The sequence below is a fragment of the Pseudoalteromonas luteoviolacea H33-S genome, from assembly GCF_001625695.1.
GTDB classification, from domain to species: Bacteria; Pseudomonadota; Gammaproteobacteria; order Enterobacterales; family Alteromonadaceae; genus Pseudoalteromonas; species Pseudoalteromonas luteoviolacea_B.
In genome coordinates, this window is record NZ_AUXY01000056.1 from 37945 (window position 1) to 58609 (window position 20665).

Consider the following 20665-nt stretch of genomic DNA (forward strand, 5'->3'; position numbering starts at 1 on the left):
TGAACAATAAATACAAAACACATCTAGGTTAACTGATAGCACTGCCCTTTGAGAGGCTTAATTGCTCACGCTGAGATACACAATAAACCAGCAACCCTAAGCCTAATACAACATTAGCAAGTGCTAGACCCCATACAATCCCAGTAAAACCAGCCATATATGCCCCTAAAAATGCAAACGGGATCGACAAACCAAATAACCTAATAATGCTGACATTAAGTGCCGCCAGACTTCGACCTGTGGCATTGCAACAACTGACATACAACATGGCAGCCGCCAATGTAACGTAAGATATAGGCAAAACTGTCAAAGCAAGTTCGATTGAGCTACTGACAAATGTTTGTTTACAGAACCCCACACCCAATAAATCTGCTGCACTAAAAAGTATTACAGAGACAACAACCTGCCACAAAATACAGGCAAGAACTGATAACTTAATGCCACGCCTAACTCGTAACGACTTTTTCGCCTCCCAATTTTGACCAACAAAAATAGGTAAAGAAGTCGTGAGTACCATAGGCAATAGCAATGCTAGAGGCTCAAGACGCATCACAACACCATATGCTGCAACCGCATCACTGCCTTGTGAAGCGACAATCGCCATCAATACAGATTGTGCGATAGGTGTTAGTAATTGCATCGACGCGATAGGGACTAACAGGCGCGTTAAACAACGAAACCCTTGACGGCTTTGTACCGATAGTAAACTAACTTTGATTGAAATATTTTCTCTGACGACCAAAAGATATAAAGCCCAGATGCAACCAATCACTGCTGCAACCAAATGCGCTACCCCCAGCTTTTCTAAGCCAGTTAACGCCATATTAGATGTAGCCCAAGGAGAGAACAGCGCTGCACTTACCGCAATTTGGACCGATGAAAATAGAATCAACAATTGCGCTGCCGCGCGCATATTACCGAACGCCCGTAAAACCCCAAAAATGACCATAACAAGGAAAAAGAACACCACAGCACTCAAACGATACTGCATGTAGCTTTTAAGGGGTGCCCATATATCATCTCGTTGAGCAAAATCTGAAAAGCCGAGTAAATTCAATATTGGCAACAAGTTTAGCCAAATACACAACGCCAATATGGCACCGACAAGCACGGTAAAAATCAAGCTCACCGCAGCAAGCTCCTCAACTTGGCGTGCCTGTGTTAAACGCGTCGCGACAACGATGCCAAGCCCGATTGCAAAAGCAAACAAAGTCGCCTGAATAGGCAGTGTATAACTCATCGCAGTTAGCTCTTCCACGCCCAATCGAGATGCAAAATATAACTCAATTAAGTCTGCACTAAACAGCGCCAAAATAGCGAAGAGCATAGGTATCGTTAATTGCTTTAGTACTGCGCTGGTTGACCCAGTTAATATCCAGCGCCTCTTTACAGCCCTTGCACGTTGCTTAGCGCAAGGTTGACTAGGTGCACTATTAAAATCCTGTGATTGAACACTTGCCATGTTGTGTGGCCAACTCCTTGCGTTTATTTTTCTTTGCAGAGTAATTATTTATGATTTGTATACTAAGCCTTTGTTCATCAGTCTATGTACACACAGTATGAAGACTTGTGGTTTCTTTCATAGTTCCCTAGAAAAATGTAGAACTCGACAAAACAGCGTGAAATTGAGACAAAGCTTCCACTCCAATAGACAAAATGACATTACAGACTTTTATCAGGCTCAAAAAAGCGTCATAATAATAACGGCAGCATCCGTTAAAGCAGTACCCTATGACCAATAAAACGTCAGAATCCAAAGAACAATCCCCCTCACCTTGCATTCGCAACTGTTGCTTAGATAGCCAAGATATTTGTATCGGATGCTTGAGAAGCATTGATGAAATTGTTGGTTGGAGCGGAAAAAGTGAAGATGAAAAGCAACAGATTCTGAACAGGTGTAAAATAAGAGAGCAACAAAGGCGCCAAGCCAAAACAATGAAAGGCATTTAGAGGCTTATATCTGCTCAGCCTCTCAAGCTCAGGAAAAAGTGAACCTTCATTAATATAAAAGTATAAACAATTTTATTATAGCTATTAATATCAACATTCAAGACCGAAAACAAAATTCAATGAAAAACAGAGTTAAAGAATAAACGAAATAGCACAATGCAATAAACAGCAAGCTCATCTCTAGTTTACTTTTAGCAACATGTCGGGATGTAAACTGAGAAAGCAGTGAAAACACATTCTTCCTCTCTAAATTACAATTTAAAACCAGTCTACACGCAGGAATGATAATAATCGCAAAAAGAATAAGGATAGCAAATAGGGTTAAATGATACTCAAAGAAAGACTGCGCTTCTAATGATTTCATTTTCGTACACATATTACCTACTTCACACTTATACCAAGGCTATATAAATTAAAAGAAGAAACGGCATATTGACTCAAAATCAATCTGACTTTTCTTCTTTATCGCCTTCTTTCGGTTTGTCAGGCCTTTCATCCGGCAACCAGCCTGCCCCTCTGCCTCCCGAAATATACTTCAACAGAGCTTTTGGTATATTTGTGTCATTTTGCATTTACTACTCCAACCAATAAAAACGCTATAAAATAAAGTATAGATAGAGAAGTAAAATGTCAAACTGGCATTTTATTTATAATAAACAACGTAAAAAATATTTTTAAATAAGCAGGAGCAGTTATAAAAACAACAAATATTAATCAATTAGTTTATCGAGCTTAATAAAAAAGTCGTTGAACGTCGCTGACATATCTTCAGAATGCTCTTGGATTTGTTTCAGGTCGTCTTTGGCACTGTCTAGTGTTTCTCTAATAGTCTGCTCTTGCGCATCACTCACACCAAACGACATCATAGAGTCTTCTACATCAAAGATAAGCCGCTCAACTAACTCTTGGCATGCATTGTGGTAGTTTTTAAACACTTGCTCTATGTCTTCTAAGTCCCTGCTTGCTACCTGACTTAACTCTCTCAGCCCTTTGTTTTTAGCTTGAATTGCTTTGATGTTAGTTTCTAAACTTTTTAGCCTGGCATCAGCCCCCCTAACAACTAAAGCTAAAATATCATTAAAGCGTCCGTATTTTTCCTCATCATCAATCGGCATGTTTTTGATTAACAGCGAACAGTAGGCACTATTAAAAAAGCTACGCTTTTCAATATTAATAACAGTCTTGCTATCCCTGCCTTTTCGAAGTAATTCACTTTCTAGTGGGTTAATCGCTCCACAATTGCTAAAATCACGAAACTCACCTAATAACCCAAGCTGAACAGACGCGTGTAAGTGTAGGTTTTGACACGTTGCCAACATCGCATTCGATAAGTCCGAAAGTGTGTTACATTGATAAGAATTCTCTATAAACTCCAAACACAAGCCAAGCTCACTGCAGCTCGTAATGGCTGTCATGGTGACTTCTTCAGCCGCTTCACAGCTCACTTTCAAAGTGTCTATCTCACAGCTATATTTAACTAAGCGGTCGATACGAAAACTTAACTCTTCTACATCGAATGGCTTGGTAATGTAATCATCGCCACCCGCTTTAAACCCTTCTAATTTATCTTCAATGTCATCTTTGGAAGACACGAACAACACGGGCGTTTTTGCGTTTTGAGGCGCATCCCTAATGGCCTTACATACTTCATAACCATCCATGCCAGGCATCACCACATCCAATAAAATCGCATCATATTTTCGCTCACCAAATAAGGCTAACGCCTCTTCTCCGTTATAAGCCGAAAAATATTCATGAGATTCACCTAGCATTGTTTTCGCAATGTCATGGTTTACTTCATCATCATCGATTAACAAAATTGAGTACGACATACGCCCCCCAAAAACTAATCTCGATACTGCTGAGAAATATCAAAAAACAAATTTTCTTTTGCCAAAAACTCATCTAGCAATTCTGGATCAAAATGACTCGCTCGCCCTTCTCGCATAATTGCAATGGCCTTATCATGCTCCATCGCGTCTTTATAAACCCGTCGACTTATCAACGCATCATACACATCAGCTATGGCCATCATACGTGCGCTAAGTGGGATCTCTTCCCCTTTTAGCCCTTGCGGATAACCTGAGCCATCCCACTTCTCATGATGATAGTGAGAAATCTCTTTTGCTGTTTGTAAAAAGCTATCCGTTTGCCCCAACGCCGACTCAGCTGTTTCAATTGCATTACGGCCATACACGGTATGACTTTTCATTATTTCAAATTCATCAGCGGTCAGTTTTCCTGGCTTTAACAAAACATTATCCGGGATCCCCACCTTGCCAATGTCATGAAGTGGTGCTGATTTGTAAAAGTTATTGATTACTTCTGGTGTTAAGATTTCTTTGTACTTGTCTTTTTCACATAAAATCGTTGCAAGTAGTTTCACATAGAGTTGTGTACGACGAATATGATTACCGGTTTCCTGATCCCGTGTTTCTGCCAAGCTAGCCATGGCCTGTATCGTCACGTCCTGCAAACGTGACATTTGCTCAGTACGCTTTTGCACTTCTTCTTCCAAATAATCATTTTTGTTCTTTAAAATATCTTTAGACTCTTTATTTAATAAATGGGTATTGAGTCGGGCTAATAAGATAGGGGGACTGATGGGTTTATTAATGTAATCACACGCACCGAGCAAAAAGCCTTTCTCTTCATCTTCAACGCTGGTTTTTGCTGTCAGGAAAATAACTGGAATTTCTTGATGCACTTCATGGGATTTCAGGTACTTGATTACCTCATACCCGTTCATTTCTGGCATCACTACGTCAAGCAGAATAATATCAACATGGTTTTTCTCAACCACTGAAATCGCAGCTTCACCGCTTTTTACTGCCAAAACACGATACTTGTCTTTAATAATTTCAGTCATGAAAGCGAGGTTTTCCTTCACGTCGTCCACTACTAACACCGTTTTGAGCTGATCCATAGTTTCTTCTATATGTTTTGTTGCACAATTGTTCACCACACAAAAAATATAGGTCTATTATTACTGAAACGCCAAGCACGGACTGGATTAGATGAAAAGTTTACGAGTCAGCTTCTTTATCACCTTCTCAATAATGCTGTTGGTCAGTATTGGGATCGGGTTGATGTCTCATTATGTGCGCACCGAGGTTAATGCGCTATCTGACAAGCAAACACAGCTGTTTAAGCTTACCGAGTTATCCCATGAATTAAAGCTCAGCTCAGACAATCTCACAAACTTTGCCAGAGCTTACGCCGTCACTGGCAACGAAAAATGGCAAAAGCTATTTAGTTACACGCTGTTAGTGCGCGATGGAAAAGTCCATGCAGAAAACGCAAATACCTATGATTATTGGGATAGTCTAGCTGCGCCTCATTCAAGCATCCCTGAGTTTGTGAGAGTAAATGATGGCCACAATATCATAGAGCGTTTTCAACAACTCGGCGCACAAGACTTTGAATTACTGCAAATGCAAAATGCGCTTTCAACCTCTAATTCGCTGGTCAGTTTAGAGCGCCGTGCATTTAATGCAATTGAAGGCATACACAAAGACACTTATGGTAACTGGGTTAAAGATTCAGGCCCTGATTTAATCAGCGCTCAAAAAATTCTATTCAGTGACAATTACTTAGTAGAAAAGTCTAAGATTATGTCAGCCATTGGTGAGGCACATAGATCCATCACATCAAGATTAAATGCCGAGTTAGCAAGTCATCAAAATAGTTTAAATACTGCATATATGCTGAGGAATGTCTTTAACCTTATCCTGCTTATCAATATTGCCTTATCTTTTTACCTGCTTTGGAAGCTATACATCAACCCCGTTGCGTCAATCCAAAAGCAAGTGGTCAGTAATGTTGAGCAGGGTAATTACAATTTTACACTGGATGAGACCGTCAAAGGTGACCTTTCCGATTTATCTAAATCAATGAATAAGTTACTCAACGATTTGTCCGAGCAACTCGAATTCAACACCATCATGAAAGACTTTGGCTTGGCCCTTCGCGGAAAGAAAAATCCAAACGAGTTAGGTGAAGAATTACTGCAGTTTTTAGAACAGCGTTTATCTGTTCCCCTACTCGGTTTATATGTCTTTGAAGAACAAAAAGTCCTGACACGCGTTGCAGGCACGGGCTACAGCAGTAACTGCGCCAGAACTTACAGTAACTACGACTCTATCCATTTTCATGTTTTAAGTACGCAAAAACCCTATTCCATGAAGTTTGAGAAAGAGCAGTATGCAATTGAACTCAATGGCGAAAAGCTCTCTATCAGCGAGCTCTATTACTTTCCTTTAGTAGTAAGTAACGACAGCATTGGCTTACTTGAACTGGGTAGTCTCGTAGAGCTCACCGATCAAGATTACAAGTGGATAAAATCGGTGATAAATGACTTAGCAGTCAGTTTGCAGTTAACACAAAATATTGATTTACAGTCGAAAGCAGAAAAGCGCATCGTCGAGCAACTAGAGCTAAATAAAAAAATTCTCGATGCCATACCCAGTCCCATGTATTACAAAAATAGTTCTGGTAATTATTTGGGCGTAAACAGTGTGTTTCACCAATACTTCGGTACATTTGATGCCGATGTACTCGATGCCACGGCTGAAGATATTTTTAATTATGAAATTGCGCAAGTGTTCGAGCAATCTCACCAAGACCTTATTGATGGAAAGTCTAACCAACACTATGAAATAAAAATTGAAAACTCCGAAGGTGAGCCCCGAAATTTTATTGTCTATGAAGCTGTATTTACTAATGCAGAAAACCAGCTAGCTGGCGTTGTTGGTTTATTGCTTGATGTGACTGAACGCAAGCAAATGGAACTAGAACTCAGATTGGCGAAAGATAAAGCCGACGAAATGAGTACAGCCAAAGGCGAGTTTTTGGCGAACATGAGCCATGAAATTCGCACCCCTATGAATGCGATTATTGGTATGAGTCACTTAGCTTTAAGGACAGAGCTCACCAGCCAACAATCCGGTTATATCAACAAAATTGATCAGGCAGCTAAGAGCTTACTTGGCATCATCAACGATATTTTAGATTTTTCAAAAATCGAGTCTGGCAAGCTTGAAGTAGAAAATATTGATTTCTCGCTTCAAGAAGTCATGGATAATGTGGTCAATATCAATGTCATTCGAATGCAAGAAAAAGGCTTGGAAATGTTATTGGATATTGCTCCAGACGTTCCTATTAGTCTAGTCGGGGACCCGCTTAGACTCGGCCAGATCCTTATAAACTTATGCGGCAATGCAATTAAATTTACTGAGCAAGGAGAGATCACCATATCGGTCAGCACTGTCGCCCAAGAAAATGAGCAAACAACGTTAAAATTTACCGTCAAAGATACTGGGATAGGCATGTCTCAAGAGCAGCAAAACAAGTTGTTTAAGGCGTTTTCGCAAGCCGATGGCTCGATCACCCGAAAATATGGCGGAACCGGTTTAGGCTTAAGTATCTCTAAAAAATTAGTTGAGCTCATGGGCGGAGAAATTGGCGTAATTAGCGAAAAAGGTCAAGGATCGGAATTCTTTTTCACTGTACGCTGTGGCCTGCAATCCGCTAAATTGACCAATGTAATTTGCCCTGACAGCCAGCTCGCTGGTAAGCATGCATTAGTCGTTGACGACAATGAAAGCGCTCGTGCAATCTTGACAAACTTACTCAAAGCGATGAAGTTTCATGTGACTTGCGCTGCCAGTGGTTCTGGCGCCATCGAACTGGTGCAAGGCAGCCAATTTGACATCATTTTTATGGACTGGAAAATGCCAAATATGAGCGGCATAGACGCTATTTTGCATATTCGCTCCCTTGAACTACCAAAAGAACCAAAATACGTGCTTGTCACTGCCTACGGCACAGATATTGGTATGAACTCAGAAATCCATGATTTAATCGATGCCATTATATTGAAGCCCGTCAATGCATCTGTGCTACTTGACGCGATTATGGAGTCATTCAACCTCTCAGAGCAATCGACTAGCTCGAATAACACAGAGCAAATAAATCAAGTAGCACCGACTTTTGAGCAACAAAAAGTGCTACTCGTCGAAGACAATAGCACCAATCAAGAAATTGCGAACGAAATGCTGAGCTCTTTAAATCTCAATGTAGTTATTGCAGACAACGGTCAAATAGCTGTCGAGATGGTACAAAAACATACTTTTGACATTGTCCTTATGGATATTCAAATGCCTGTCATGGATGGCTATACAGCGACTAAGAAAATACGCGAGCTTAGTCAGTATAACGCACTTCCTATAGTCGCCATGACCGCCAATGTAATGAAGGAAGATTTACAAAAATGCGAAGCCGCTGGCATGAATGGGCATATAGGTAAGCCCATCAACTTTAATCAAATGGCTCAAACCCTCCACAGCCATTTGTATAAAACATCGAGCCCAACTGAACACCTGCCCCCTATTGCAGTGGATCCCCCCTGTGAAGTCAAAGACACAAACGCTAAAAAAGAGACTGAGCTTGAAGGTGTTGACATTCAGCGTGCAATAAAGCGCTTAGGCGGTAATGAAAAAGCGTTTTGGAGTATCATTAAAAAGTTTGCCAGAAATCAGATTGAAGAAACTATCAACCTAAATCAAGCACTCGTCATAGGTGATTTAGAGCATGCTGAGCGTATTGCACACTCGTTAAAAGGCGCCAGCGCAAACTTATGTATCGACAACCTATCAAAACAAGCATCTGACATTGAGCATGCGATTGCCAATCAGCAAAAAGTGGCCCCCCAATCCGTCGAAATACTGACAGACTACTTGAGAGGTTTACACAAACAATTAAGTGAGTTACATAATGAAGAGGCTCCACCACCGCCCTCATCAAACGTGGTAAGCCTGACCATTACACGAGATGATTTCCTTGAATTAGAGGAGCTGCTGCTCAGTTGTGACACTCAGTCAATTGAAAAAGTGCATGAGCTCAAAGGGCATCATAAAATTGATGAATCAACATCTGCACAGCTAATTGAGCTCATTGAGGATTTTGAATTCGACCAAGCCAGAGAAGTGATAGCAAAACTGTTAGAGCAATCAGCATAGCACCCGTAATGGTCTTGCGATTTTATTAAAATACCCATCGTTTTGGGGTGTTTAAACTGATTTTATGCGCATAATAAACGCAGGTTCATAACTAGTTAGTTGGACTGCGGTACACGTTGTTGTGAATATCATGCCCTGCAAATTGAAAACTTATCTCGCCAATTTTTTCAAACCCTAATCGTTGATAAAACACGTTTGAATCATTCTCAACCCAAGTATATAGCCAGTATCTATCCCCATAACGCTTTGACAGCTCGTCTAGTAATTGTCTACCAATACCCTGCCCTTGAAATCCACTGTGCACATACAATTTTTCAACTTCAAACCCGTTATCTTGGCCTTGGTGATGCGAGGTGAAGTTAATCAACAAAAACCCCAAAACCGCACTATCGCGTTCATAAACCAATAGTTTGTTGTCTTTATTGTTTATGATTTTCTTAAAATAATCTGGCGTAAACGTCGCCAGTGCAAAAGCAGCATATTCATCTCTCATACCATCTGTTGTATAGGTTGTTAACCAAACCTGAAGTGCCAAAGCAGTTAGACATTGCGCATCTTGTGATCTTGCTTCTCTAATCATTTTGAATTCAATTTCACCTTTAAATTAACGGCATTAATACCACGTTAGTCATTAATTTTGATTGTCGAGTATGACAACCTCCCCTAAAAAGCCAGCTTCTTGAAGCGTCGCGTAGCTCAAAGCATTTGGTCCAGCATGCATGACGGAATCTTCACCATCTAATATCCCATTACGGTTACTGTCTTTGTTTAAAGCGCCTATGTGTGCAAATTGGCCATTTTTACGGTATCTAACTGCAATAAAATCACCTGGAGAGATATCTTTTCCCCACCTCAACCGAGTACTTTCACCGCTAAACGCTACTAACTTAGCCTTATGCCTCAAGTTGGTCACCAACCAAGCGACATTTCGGTCATATACTTTGCCATTGCGTTTGATTGCATTTGCCGCCATAAGTACATCCGCGCAATCGACACCCAAATAATGTTGGCTCTGATAAGGAACTGAGCCAAATATCGCTGGCACGTTAAAAAAGCTGCTTAAGAGACCTAGATAACCGTCACCTTGCGTAAAAGAAACCCTTAAAACCTGCTTATTCAGCCCTCGGTGATCATTATTGTCTAACCCCACACTCTTTAATTTACGCCCACCCTTATCAATCACTTCAACTTCAAACCAAAAACTCCCCGCCTCACTCTGATAATATGGTGAATTAAATACGTTATTGTGCTTTAACCATGCGGGCGATACCGTTATATGTTGTTTATCATCAAACTGCTCAAGATGCTTTTTCTGATAATGTATTTCCCCAAAGCCAGACCATTGATAGGGCTGTGGCTCCCAAGGATGATTCGCATTTTTATAATACTGGCTTGTATCTGGAATAATTTGAAACCACTTAATCAGTGCCCCTTCAGGTGCTTCCACTCTAAGATCAACAACATCTCCCGAAGGCAACATGACGGCATTTCTGTTTTGCCAATCTCGCTCGTTTTCTAATTTTGAATGTATTTCAACATGCGCACTGGCACTAAAACTAAGTAATAAACACAATAGGCCATGTATGAGTGTGTTTTGATTAAACAGGCACATTTATTACCCCCGACTTTTAACTGGTGTTAAATAACCATCAAACAGGTATGTTAACCACCGAATATCCTCTTCACCAAGGCATGCTTGATTATGTAGCTGAGGGGAATCTAGGATCTCTTGATAAACATGTGACAATGCTTCAACTGTCAGAAGTGCCCACTGATCTTTTTCCAATATGCCTAAGTTGCTGCCATAAAATGCTTCATCTAGTAGTGGATCATATTCTTGCTCAGACGTCTGCAGTGCCTTTTCAAGCCGTGATAACATAGGGTTAACTAGTTTTATCGTATCCCCTTCACTGAACTCCTCTAAGACTTTCTCTTGTGCGGACTGAATCTCTTTTTCTAAATAGTTTTGCGAGTATTTTTCAGCGAGAGGGCGAATACCATGCCTATTCACTAACCCAGTAATACTGGGCAGCGCAGCTTTAGCAGCGATTGCAGCCCCCACAGCTGGATTTAAAAAGGCTGACAACCCACCAACAACAAACATGCCATAAGTTAATTTAGTATCTAGCGCATCAATATCATTGGCTAATTTATCCAGCTGACTCTCTTGGCCTGCTTTTTTAACTCTTACCAAAGACTCTGCCTGCTGAGACAAAATTTCCGATAACAAAGTTTCAGCATGTTCATTGGCAAAGTGAAAAACTCGACGTTTTGGTAAGGTTTTTATTTCAGGTATGCAGGGAGGAAGGCTTCTTATGGTATGCAAAGCAACGCCATACTGGCCTTGCACAAATGGGATCACAAAATAATGTTTCTCATCAAACTCTTTAATTTTGGAGTGATTAGAAGATGAAATAAACCAAGGGCCTATTCCAGAATCTTTGAAAAGTATAAAGTGCTTGTTAATATGACGCTTGAGGTGTCCAACCCCCTGAGTCACTCGATGTAACTGGTCTAATAATAAGCTCTGCATTAAAACAACCTCCCTGTTGTAACATTACACTAAATACCTGCAGTGAACTATATCAAATAATTTAACTCCTTCATTGATTTTGTTGGCACAAACTCAGTGATATTATATTCAGCAATACCTGTTTTAAAAAACGGGTCTTCACTTAGGGCAAGTTCCAGTACTTCTTTGGAGGGTGAGGTGGCTAAAATAACGCCTCCGGTACGGGGTTCAGTAGGGCCAGACATTAAAAAAATACCATCGTCATAACATTGATCTAAATATTCAATATGTAAAGGTAAATACTTCTCGACTTCAGATAATCCAACGAGATAATTAAGCGTGACGATAAACATGAGAGTTCCTTTTTTATTATTTATTGGGCGCACTCATTGCGCTTCCCAAAAAGTTACTAGTACTTCAAAGTTAGTACCCAATTTGGTTCACTTTAATGTATCAATCGAAATGTCACCTGTATATAGCTACTTTACAATTACTTACAACTTATGAGATTTTGACACTAATGATAAGAGTCGAAAAGTCATGCGACAATTTGTCACATTATCAGCAGCAAATTTATTACATATAATCCTCGAATTATCCTTAATATGATAACAATAAAATGCTCAAACACCTGCTGCTATGGCATAAAAGGCTCGCATTATGTAGCCTAGTTCCTTTGATTATATGGGCGCTTTCAGGGCTGCTCCACCCTGCAATGTCACACTTTGCCAAAGCGCCAACAATAAAAAATAATCTGGTTGTTGCAGATATAAAAGATTTACAAAGTTACACAAATATCCAAGAGGCGCTGACACAAAATGGCATTGTCAGCTTTAGTCATGCAAGCCTTATAAAATACAAAGAACGCTATTTTTATCAGGTGCAGGAGCAATCTCTTAATGACTTGGAAGTGCATTACCTCCCTCTTGATAACACCCAACTTCCTCTTACTGACATTGAATATGCCAAATATCTGGCTCAAAACTGGAGCGGGCAAAGTATTCAAAGTACGCAAATCATTACACAATTTAGTACGGCTTATCCCGAAATAAATAGAATATTGCCGGTTTATCGCGTGCAACTTGATAATGGCAACAACTTATACATTGACACGCTTGGAAAGCGTATAGCCGCACATAACACGCCCCTTAGAGAATCCCTCTCGTATTGGTTTAAGCAATTACATACATGGCAATTTGCAGGGGATCGACATAGCCCCTGGAGACTTATTCCAATGTTATTCGTAAGCATCGCTTTATGTATTGTCGCTTTGTTTGGATTAGTCGCATACAGCCTGCTATGGTTCAAAGTTAAATCCAAAAGAAGATCTGCAAAGTCGTTGCACAGAGGTACTGGGTTAGTTCTTAGTTTATCCCTACTTGGTTTTGCCAGCAGTAGCACCCACATTTTAATTGATAAATTCTTCATACAGGAATTTAGAGCCTTAATACCAACAAACAGCATTGTCACGCGTGATATAAATCACGACCCCATAAACGCAATGCGCAGCGCCAATGGCGATAATTTTCAATTACTAAATATTAACGGTGAAGTAGTCAGCCAAATCGTTCAATTTGAAAAACAAAAGATGCGCTTTTCATACTGGCAATCACAAAAAACACGATTCGACAACACAAGTGTTGCACGTTCTGTGTTGCTCGACCAACTAGAGATATCAGGACAAATTAATCATGAAAAGAAAGTGGATAAATTTGGACCAACGTATGGGTTTGTAAATAAGCGACTTCCTGTACAACAAATAAGCTTCGAGCATTCACCAGAGGTACTTTACAGTGTCGAGATCCATACAGGCTATATTGCTGCCATCAATGACAATTGGCAAAAAGCACGTAGTTGGCATTTTGGTTACCTGCACAAATATCACTTTTTAAACCCGCTTGGCAAAGGCATACGTGATAGCATCATTGCGTTGATCTGCCTTGGTCTCGTATTTGTTGCATTAACAGGTACATACATGTACGTTTCAAGATCACTTCGCCAGCGCCGAGCGAAACAGCAACGTAACTTAAAAAATAACGAATTATTAGAAAATAACTAAGGAACAAGCATAATGAAATCTGGCTTTTCTTATTCCCTCATTGCCGTCGCACTTTTACAAGCTGATATGCTATACGCTCAGCAACAAAGCGATGACATTGAAAAAATCATCGTTACAGCCAGCAGAACTGCAAAGGCAAATACTGATTTAGCCCTCAGTGTCGGCAGTGTATCAAGTGAAGTAATAAAAAACGACAACGCACAGCATGTGTCCGAGTCACTCGAAACCATCTCTGGTGTGTTGCTGAATCAACTATCCGGAGGACAAGGTCATAATGCCGCTATACGTATGCCGATTAATTTTGGAGGTTATACTCTCTATCTTCAAGATAACGTGCCTCTACAATCCGCGGCTTTTTATAATCACAATGCGCTTTGGTGGGCAAGCACAAACTCCTCACTCTCTCGTTTAGAAGTAGTGAAAGGTGCAGGAACCAGCCTGTATGGTTCAGGTGCTGTTGCCGCAACCGTCAATGTCATTTCTGCGCCAGTGAGTAACGAAAATGACAACCTTGCAATCACATTGGGTGAGCATGGTTATCAGAGATTAAGCGGCAGCGTAACGCATAACATATCAGATACCAATGGCATCAGAGTAAGCGCTGCACATCTAGATAATGATGGGTGGCGGGCTCATAGTAGCGTTAAAAAGTCGGAGTTTAATGTACTACATGAATTCCAAATAGATGATAAGCAAAGTATCAAAACAAGTTTAATTTCATCTACCCTAGACCAACAAATGTTAGATGCACTTGAAGAAGATGAACTTTTACAAGACCCAGCTCAAGCTGGTCTGCCTACTGAAGTTCTAGCTATCGACCCTCGCCGCACAACTGATTATGTTAGGCTAAGCTCAGAATACACATACGAAGACAATGACTTTTATGCCTCAGTGATCCCTTACCTTCGTTACCGCAACAACGACTACATAGCTACGTGGCAGCCAAATATGCCTAAAATTGAATCTAGTGTGAACTCAATTGGTCTACTTGCATTAACTAACTTCAGACATACTACTGATTTTGAAACAACCATTGGTATCGATCTGGAACGCTCTGAGGGAGATGCCTACTCCTATCAACCAACAACACGCACAACCACAGGATGGGCTGCGGCGACATACCCAGAAGGCCATGTTTTTTATGATGATGCAACGACCTTTGTTGGTATTTCGCCTTATATTCAGCACTTAGGTAAGATCACAGAGCGCCTAAATTACGCTGTTGGTTTGCGCTATGACCATAACAAATATGAGTTCAGTAATGCTGTTCCGGTCTATGATAATGATGGGTTTGGTAATCGCTCTATCGCCAGTCGCAATGATACATTTGAGCACCTGAGCCCTAAAGCCAGTTTAAATTATCAATTAAACACGCATTCTAGTATTTATACACGCTACGCCAATGCAATACGCATCCCCACGTTCTCAGAGCTGTATCATTTAAAAACGAAAGAAACGAGCGCGCAGCTAAGTTCATTAAATGAAGAAGTATCAGACACCTATGAAATTGGCTATAAAGCTAACTTTGACAAAGTTTCTGTTGAACTTGCTTACTACGTGATGGATGTGAAAGATGCCATTGTCACCGCATATGATGACTTTGGTTCAAGTCTTCGCGTTAATGCCGCTGAAGTGCAACATCAAGGGTTTGAATTTGGCACCACTTACACCCTTTCACCGGCTTGGTCTCTTGCGTTAGCTTACAGCCAGTCGAATCATAAGTTTGATCATTACATCCAAGATGAGGGGCGAATTGACTACAAAACGAAAAAAAGTAAAGAAGTCGATCTGTCTGGTAATAGCCTAGTAATGGCACCTGAATATGTGGCTAACTTCCGTTTAAACTACAACAGCCAAATTATTTCTGGGTTAAATATCACTGCTGAAATAAAAAGCATCGGAGACTATTGGATGGACTCGGAAAACTCACAAGAATATAGCGGTTATACCATTGCAAACTTAAAAGCAAACTATCAAGTCAATGACGCGCTTAAAGTGCATGCTCGAGTCGCTAATATCACAGATAAAACATATGCCCTACAAGCTGAGATCCGCTATAACCGAGAGCGTATACAGCCTGGTAGTCCTCGTATGGCGTATATTGGCTTAGACTATTCTTTTTAAGGTTTAAGGGATAAAACATTAGCAAGCTAATTTGGTGTCCAGCTGAAATGCCGGACACTTTTTACTGAGCCTTTATGTGAACAGATACAGTATAAATAGCGTTTTAAGAGAGGAATGAGCCACAGTTTTACAAACCAATAGGCGCTTCAATATATCTATAAATAGGTGACCATATTTAATAGTGATCACCAATAAGTTTAGTTTAATGGAAATCGTTATGAAATTGCTGTCCTTGCAGCATCGTATCAAGGAAGCCACTTTCCAACCATTTATCAAATACAAAGTCACCATATTCATCTTCATACCCAGACGTCTTCGTATATAGCAATTGTTTGCAGCCTACGTTATGCGTTTTTATCTTTGAGCGTTCAGCTGTTCCAATGGAATTCATGATTTCTAAAACATTAGGGGCATTATCCCTATGCGATAACTGGTTAAAAATACCGCTTCCAAGTGTGTCACCATTGTTATCAAGTAAAAATGTGTCATCACGGACAACAATGAGTGCAGGAAACAATTCATGCGCTTTTAATAGGCTCACAACGCTTTGGTACACAGACTCTATTTGACAGACACCTGCATCGTGTTCGACTTGATATTCATACACCTCCTGCGCAGTAAACTCAGCATGTTCTGTATGGGTATAAGCTGTTGCTTTTATAAAGGTTAAACCCCGCCCTCGCTCAATATGAACCATTAAAATATAAGCTTCTAAGGCGTCATGGTAGAATGTCTCAAGGTTTTGACCTAAGCGGCTTTGCTGTAACTTTTTTATTTCTCCTTTTTGAAATAAGCCTGACAATGTTAACTTTCGAAGTGAGGGGTGCGAGCACATATCCAAAAATACCTTTGGAAATATGTAGCCAGGATTTCGTGTCAAATCACCCTCACATTGCAAAAAATATTGCGCTTCTTTCAGCTTTGGGAAATTTGAACTCAGTAAATTCTGCACAGAGTCAAGGCTTGGCTCGAGACAGGCCTTACGTTTAAGGCCGTGCAAAACCTCAATATCTAAACATGTGAGATTATTTAACACTATTGGTTCATTTAACTTAAAGAATCCAGATATTTCTAAGTTAGACAAATTCGGCATTTTCTTCAGAAGCTTTGTCACATCTCCCACAGAGCCATTGGACCAAGTACCATTAAAAAGTAATTCCGTAGACCCTAACCACAGTACTTTTAACCTCGGATACCATCCTTTAGATAAAACCTCTGTAACCAAAGAATAATCCATTGGATCAACGTCACTGTTGATTGGCGAATATTCTGCACTCGAAGTACCTACAAATAAACGCTGCACATCTTTTGAGAAAGAAGACTGGATATACGCCTCAAAAATATCTAAGTGATGTGCGCCCATTACGAATAAGAAGCTACATAAGTCGTCATATGTTGGTTTGGTTGTTACATAACGACACGGTGGCAAAGGCTTTGCACCTAACCACCACTTTCTATGACCCTGTGCTCCCTCACTAAAGCCTTTATGTTCATCAGGAAATCTAAGCACCAAATCAAGAAAGGCCATATCCTGCTTTGCAACCAGCGGACTTTTAAGATAGAGCAAACGTTTAAGCATCACTTTTATACCAAAGATTTTCGTACTCACATCGGCTCTAACACAATAACTTTGGAAAAGTTTCTCTAACATACTACGTCCTTGTAAATTACTTCTTTTTTCAACTGTACTTCATACTGAAATATATATAAATATAAAGTATCGTAAAGTTAATATCGCGTTTGTTTACTCATAAAAATATAGCCTTACTATACTAAATATAATTTTTCACCTATTAGCTTGATGGCTGATATATTTAAAAACTGCATCGAGCGCAATGTCATTACCATTAAAGTAATCATCTGCATCTAATGCAATTGGCATATCTGGCGCTATCCAAATACGGTGATCTTCTGCACTACTTTTTTGATGAAACTGCGATGAAATAATCCCTTTTTGACCACTGTAAGGCAGCGTAAACCAGCCTGCTTCGCCTATTGTATTGGGTCTTGTCCCCGAGGGTTCACCAACTATGATCGGATCGGTAACCTCTAATAATCGCACTAATAAATCATGGCCCGCAGAATAGGTATTACGCCCTGCTATAATAAAAAACTTTCCATCAGGGTTGAGCGCTTCAAATAGTACGGCTGTTTTAATCATCGGTGCTAGCAAAGAGCCATTTCCACCACTGTTATGCCTCAAATCTAAAATAAAGTGCTTAACCTCTTTATTTAGCAATCGCTGCTGAAGGCGTTTGTTAAAGTCTTTTAAACTTTCGCCTTGTGTATTTTGAACCTGATTAAATTGCACATAGAGACTTTGCTGTTTTAAAAACTCCTTGTCAAAATAAGCCGTTGTTACATTTTGTAGATATAAAGGAGTTAACTGTTTTTTGCCAAGCTTTGGTAGTTTTGGAAAGCCATTAAAGTTCATTTTTTGACTCTGTGGTTTAATGTCTATGATCACTCCTTTTGAGGATAACAAAGTGAGAGTTAAAGGGTCATGCTCATTAAACACGCCTAGTCCTTCTAACACAGGCAGTAGACTTAAATAATAAGGCCCCTGCCACAGGCGCTGCATAGTGTTGTCTTTGGCATTCACAGCATCTGTCATTTTAAGTACATCAACTGTGTCTAGACCATTAAACTTAATCACTTTATGGCCTATATACTGTTGATACTCATCGTTCGCCGCAACAATATAAAGTCCATCGCGAAACTGATAAAACTGCATGGGTAATTGAGTAAAGTTTCCTTTTTTGCCCCAGGCGGGCACAAAGAAGTTATGGCCATTGTTAACCATGGCTAACAAACGCATAAATTCAAATACTATTTGGCTATCAGTTAAACGTGGGATCTCGCTATAAATTGCTTCAACTTTAGCGTTAAATTCAATCTCAGTGACGCTGTGAAACGGGTTGGCATGCAATCGATTAATCTCAGCAACTAAGTAGGCTAGATCGTAGCGCCAACCTTCAACTGGGTTTTTAAATGAACGTGCTACACCAACAAGATCTTGATACCAACTTTTTTGATGGAATTGTGTAAAGTGTTGATCTGCACCTTTAGTAAATAAACTGGTGCCAGCCAACTTAGGTTTATCATCCCAGCGGTGATTAAGTGCTTTAGTTAACCAATATTTTGTTTCAGCCTCTTCATCTAACTGAGCGTACAATCTTGCGATCGTCACCATTAGATCATTAGGGTTACTAGAATTGCCTTTAATACCATGAACCCTTACACCTAAGGCCAGCGCTTGTTTAAATGAATGAATCGCTGCTCGAAAATCTTGAAACTGTCTCTGTGCGATACCAAGTAAATACCATATCTCACCATCATTTTGATATTGTTCAGCTAATTTTAAAAGTAATGGTAACGCCTCCTTAAAATTGCCATCTCGTGTTAGACTCTTTGCCTGATTTCGCAACTTATAATACGCAATACTGTCGTGACTAAATTCAAGTGATGCATCAATCTTGTGCGCATCATTACTCATGCTTAAAGTCGTTGTTTTTGTTGAGGCGGCAATTGTCGAGCCAATATTGAAAAAGGATAATAAAAGAATACAAACAGTAAACAGGTGCATAACGTCTCCAAAGCACTTTATTAATGCACTTATATTAACAAAGCATGTATCTAGTTCGTCTCAAATCAGGATTTAGGACTTTTACAAAAAGAAATGTAAACCCATGATATTTAAACTAATAATTTAAAAAGCGAATCTATGATTGATTTCATCATGATAAAACCCGTAAACCTTTTGCAATGCTTGTTTATTTTTTTAGGTATATTCGGCACACTTTTATTGTGGGGCCAAAAGCGACTTCAAGGTGTAGCAGCATTACTACTCTACTACAGCGTATTGATGCTACTTAACCTACTAGAAGAACTAAACATCACAAAGCCACTGTTTTTTATCACCCCAGCACTGACACTTTTACTTGGGCCAATTTTATATTTTATGAGCCGCCAAATGGTAGGATTTTATTTTCAAGCTAATTGGCGAGTTATATGTCATATTGTTCCAACTTTAATGGCTTTGCCTTTTACACACCACACCCAAGTTGTTATTGCTATTGCGACGATTAGCCAGCTAATTTACATCTACCAAAGTGAAAAACTACTTAACAAATTTAATTGGTCAATTTTTAATACGCGTTCCGATGCTGAAAACCTTCAATTATGCTGGTTAAATTATACGCTCATGATGCTTGCGTTTATATTTATCATTGATCTTGTCAGACTAAATGTTCGCAGCCTGACTAGCGAAGTAGTTTATTATCATTGGTATTTTATCGACCTTGCCTTAATTTTTTGTATTTTATGCTTTATGGTATTAAGACTCTCGAGACAAAGCCAACTAAATGGTCAAGCAGAACCTCCTGCGATTTCTGATACAGTCCATCTTCATAAAACCTTAGAAGAATTAAATAACTCAGAGCTCGCTCAAAAATTGTTTGATGAAATCCACCAAGCTGTCATGGCGGACTCTCTGTATTTACAGGCAAAGTTAAGCGTCAATGATATATGTGCTCGCACCCAAATCAAAACCAAAGATATCTCGTGGGCAATCAATACAGCCACAAATAAAAACTTTAATGACTATGTCAATGAATTGAGAGTGAAAGAAGTGCAAAAACAATTATCAGCTCGAAGGTCGTCGCAATATACTTTATTAGACATTGCCTTTAACGCCGGGTTTAACTCTAAATCAGCGTTTAACTCAGCATTTAAACGATTTACCAACATGACTCCAAGTGCATATGCCAAGCTCCATACAAGAGGGGAATAGTGCAAATAGATTTATGTCATCTCTTTTTAATTTTAAATCGTTAAGTATGACGTTATAATCATACATACATTCAGAATAAAAGCAGATGACATATAAAGCATCATCCAAAAATATAAACATTAAGAATAATATGGAACTTTTTACTTACCCAGTATTTCTAGTCAAAATAAAATCCCAAAAAAACTCAACACATCATGAGTTAATGATAA

General features: G+C 39.6%; 15 protein-coding genes. 5 read left to right on the top strand and 10 right to left on the bottom strand.

Features of this window, described 5'->3' with window-relative positions:
* Positions 1–28 precede the first annotated feature (28 nt).
* Positions 29–1462 carry an MATE family efflux transporter gene (locus tag N477_RS06095; RefSeq protein ID WP_063362352.1) on the bottom strand — a complete coding sequence of 478 codons (1434 nt, stop codon included), beginning with the start codon at positions 1460–1462 and terminating at the stop codon, positions 29–31.
* 269 nt (positions 1463–1731) lie between these two features.
* Between N477_RS06095 and N477_RS06105 the strand changes: the two genes are divergently transcribed.
* A complete protein-coding gene (locus tag N477_RS06105; protein WP_063362354.1) occupies positions 1732–1950 on the top strand; it encodes a DUF1289 domain-containing protein in 219 nt (72 codons plus the stop codon).
* Between the two features lie 443 nt (positions 1951–2393).
* Here the strand turns inward: N477_RS06105 and N477_RS26575 are convergent, their stop codons facing one another.
* The 3 genes from N477_RS26575 to N477_RS06115 all read right to left on the bottom strand — a co-directional run bounded on the left by N477_RS26575 (position 2394) and on the right by N477_RS06115 (position 4876).
* Entirely contained in the window at positions 2394–2522 is a 129-nt protein-coding gene (locus tag N477_RS26575; RefSeq protein ID WP_269199993.1) for a hypothetical protein, read from the bottom strand.
* A 138-nt stretch (positions 2523–2660) separates the two neighbouring features.
* On the bottom strand, positions 2661–3782 hold the full coding sequence (locus N477_RS06110) for a response regulator (protein WP_063362355.1): 1122 nt from the start codon (positions 3780–3782) through the stop codon (positions 2661–2663).
* Between the two features lie 14 nt (positions 3783–3796).
* Positions 3797–4876 carry an HD-GYP domain-containing protein gene (locus N477_RS06115; RefSeq protein ID WP_063362356.1) on the bottom strand — a complete coding sequence of 360 codons (1080 nt, stop codon included), beginning with the start codon at positions 4874–4876 and terminating at the stop codon, positions 3797–3799.
* A gap of 91 nt (positions 4877–4967) precedes the next feature.
* On the opposite strand from N477_RS06115, the gene N477_RS06120 reads away from it, so the two are divergent.
* Entirely contained in the window at positions 4968–8969 is a 4002-nt protein-coding gene (locus N477_RS06120) for a hybrid sensor histidine kinase/response regulator (RefSeq protein WP_063362357.1), read from the top strand.
* A gap of 91 nt (positions 8970–9060) precedes the next feature.
* On the opposite strand, the gene N477_RS06125 is transcribed toward N477_RS06120, so the two are convergent.
* From N477_RS06125 to N477_RS06140, 4 genes are read right to left on the bottom strand one after another with little or no spacing between them, the layout of a single operon-like run.
* The gene (locus N477_RS06125) at positions 9061–9549 is read right to left on the bottom strand and encodes a GNAT family N-acetyltransferase (RefSeq protein WP_063362358.1); all 489 of its coding nucleotides are present in this window, start codon (positions 9547–9549) and stop codon (positions 9061–9063) included.
* A gap of 51 nt (positions 9550–9600) precedes the next feature.
* Positions 9601–10581, bottom strand: a complete 981-nt coding sequence (locus tag N477_RS06130) for a hypothetical protein (protein ID WP_063362359.1) — start codon at positions 10579–10581, stop codon at positions 9601–9603.
* 3 nt (positions 10582–10584) lie between these two features.
* Positions 10585–11502 carry a hypothetical protein gene (locus N477_RS25590; RefSeq protein ID WP_081216492.1) on the bottom strand — a complete coding sequence of 306 codons (918 nt, stop codon included), beginning with the start codon at positions 11500–11502 and terminating at the stop codon, positions 10585–10587.
* Between the two features lie 47 nt (positions 11503–11549).
* Positions 11550–11834 carry a YciI family protein gene (locus N477_RS06140; protein WP_063362360.1) on the bottom strand — a complete coding sequence of 95 codons (285 nt, stop codon included), beginning with the start codon at positions 11832–11834 and terminating at the stop codon, positions 11550–11552.
* 266 nt (positions 11835–12100) lie between these two features.
* Between N477_RS06140 and N477_RS06145 the strand changes: the two genes are divergently transcribed.
* Both N477_RS06145 and N477_RS06150 read left to right on the top strand, forming a co-directional pair.
* Positions 12101–13540, top strand: coding sequence for a PepSY domain-containing protein (locus N477_RS06145; RefSeq protein ID WP_063362361.1), 1440 nt, complete (start codon positions 12101–12103; stop codon positions 13538–13540).
* 12 nt (positions 13541–13552) lie between these two features.
* A complete protein-coding gene (locus N477_RS06150; protein ID WP_063362362.1) occupies positions 13553–15664 on the top strand; it encodes a TonB-dependent receptor in 2112 nt (703 codons plus the stop codon).
* Between the two features lie 202 nt (positions 15665–15866).
* On the opposite strand, the gene N477_RS06155 is transcribed toward N477_RS06150, so the two are convergent.
* Both N477_RS06155 and N477_RS06160 read right to left on the bottom strand, forming a co-directional pair.
* Positions 15867–17315, bottom strand: a complete 1449-nt coding sequence (locus tag N477_RS06155; RefSeq protein ID WP_063362363.1) for a hypothetical protein — start codon at positions 17313–17315, stop codon at positions 15867–15869.
* Between the two features lie 135 nt (positions 17316–17450).
* On the bottom strand, positions 17451–19250 hold the full coding sequence (locus tag N477_RS06160) for a S41 family peptidase (RefSeq protein ID WP_063362364.1): 1800 nt from the start codon (positions 19248–19250) through the stop codon (positions 17451–17453).
* A gap of 138 nt (positions 19251–19388) precedes the next feature.
* Here N477_RS06160 and N477_RS06165 point away from each other — a divergent pair, with 138 nt between their 5' ends.
* Entirely contained in the window at positions 19389–20456 is a 1068-nt protein-coding gene (locus N477_RS06165) for a helix-turn-helix domain-containing protein (protein WP_063362365.1), read from the top strand.
* Positions 20457–20665: the final 209 nt, after the last annotated feature.

Coding starts and splice junctions, on each gene's coding strand:
- N477_RS06095 (WP_063362352.1), bottom strand. CDS start 1,462: ATGGCAAGTGTTCAATCACAGGATTTTAATAGTGCACCTAGTCAACCT.
- N477_RS06105 (WP_063362354.1), top strand. CDS start 1,732: ATGACCAATAAAACGTCAGAATCCAAAGAACAATCCCCCTCACCTTGC.
- N477_RS26575 (WP_269199993.1), bottom strand. CDS start 2,522: ATGCAAAATGACACAAATATACCAAAAGCTCTGTTGAAGTATATTTCG.
- N477_RS06110 (WP_063362355.1), bottom strand. CDS start 3,782: ATGTCGTACTCAATTTTGTTAATCGATGATGATGAAGTAAACCATGAC.
- N477_RS06115 (WP_063362356.1), bottom strand. CDS start 4,876: ATGGATCAGCTCAAAACGGTGTTAGTAGTGGACGACGTGAAGGAAAAC.
- N477_RS06120 (WP_063362357.1), top strand. CDS start 4,968: ATGAAAAGTTTACGAGTCAGCTTCTTTATCACCTTCTCAATAATGCTG.
- N477_RS06125 (WP_063362358.1), bottom strand. CDS start 9,549: ATGATTAGAGAAGCAAGATCACAAGATGCGCAATGTCTAACTGCTTTG.
- N477_RS06130 (WP_063362359.1), bottom strand. CDS start 10,581: ATGTGCCTGTTTAATCAAAACACACTCATACATGGCCTATTGTGTTTA.
- N477_RS25590 (WP_081216492.1), bottom strand. CDS start 11,502: ATGCAGAGCTTATTATTAGACCAGTTACATCGAGTGACTCAGGGGGTT.
- N477_RS06140 (WP_063362360.1), bottom strand. CDS start 11,834: ATGTTTATCGTCACGCTTAATTATCTCGTTGGATTATCTGAAGTCGAG.
- N477_RS06145 (WP_063362361.1), top strand. CDS start 12,101: ATGCTCAAACACCTGCTGCTATGGCATAAAAGGCTCGCATTATGTAGC.
- N477_RS06150 (WP_063362362.1), top strand. CDS start 13,553: ATGAAATCTGGCTTTTCTTATTCCCTCATTGCCGTCGCACTTTTACAA.
- N477_RS06155 (WP_063362363.1), bottom strand. CDS start 17,315: ATGTTAGAGAAACTTTTCCAAAGTTATTGTGTTAGAGCCGATGTGAGT.
- N477_RS06160 (WP_063362364.1), bottom strand. CDS start 19,250: ATGCACCTGTTTACTGTTTGTATTCTTTTATTATCCTTTTTCAATATT.
- N477_RS06165 (WP_063362365.1), top strand. CDS start 19,389: ATGATTGATTTCATCATGATAAAACCCGTAAACCTTTTGCAATGCTTG.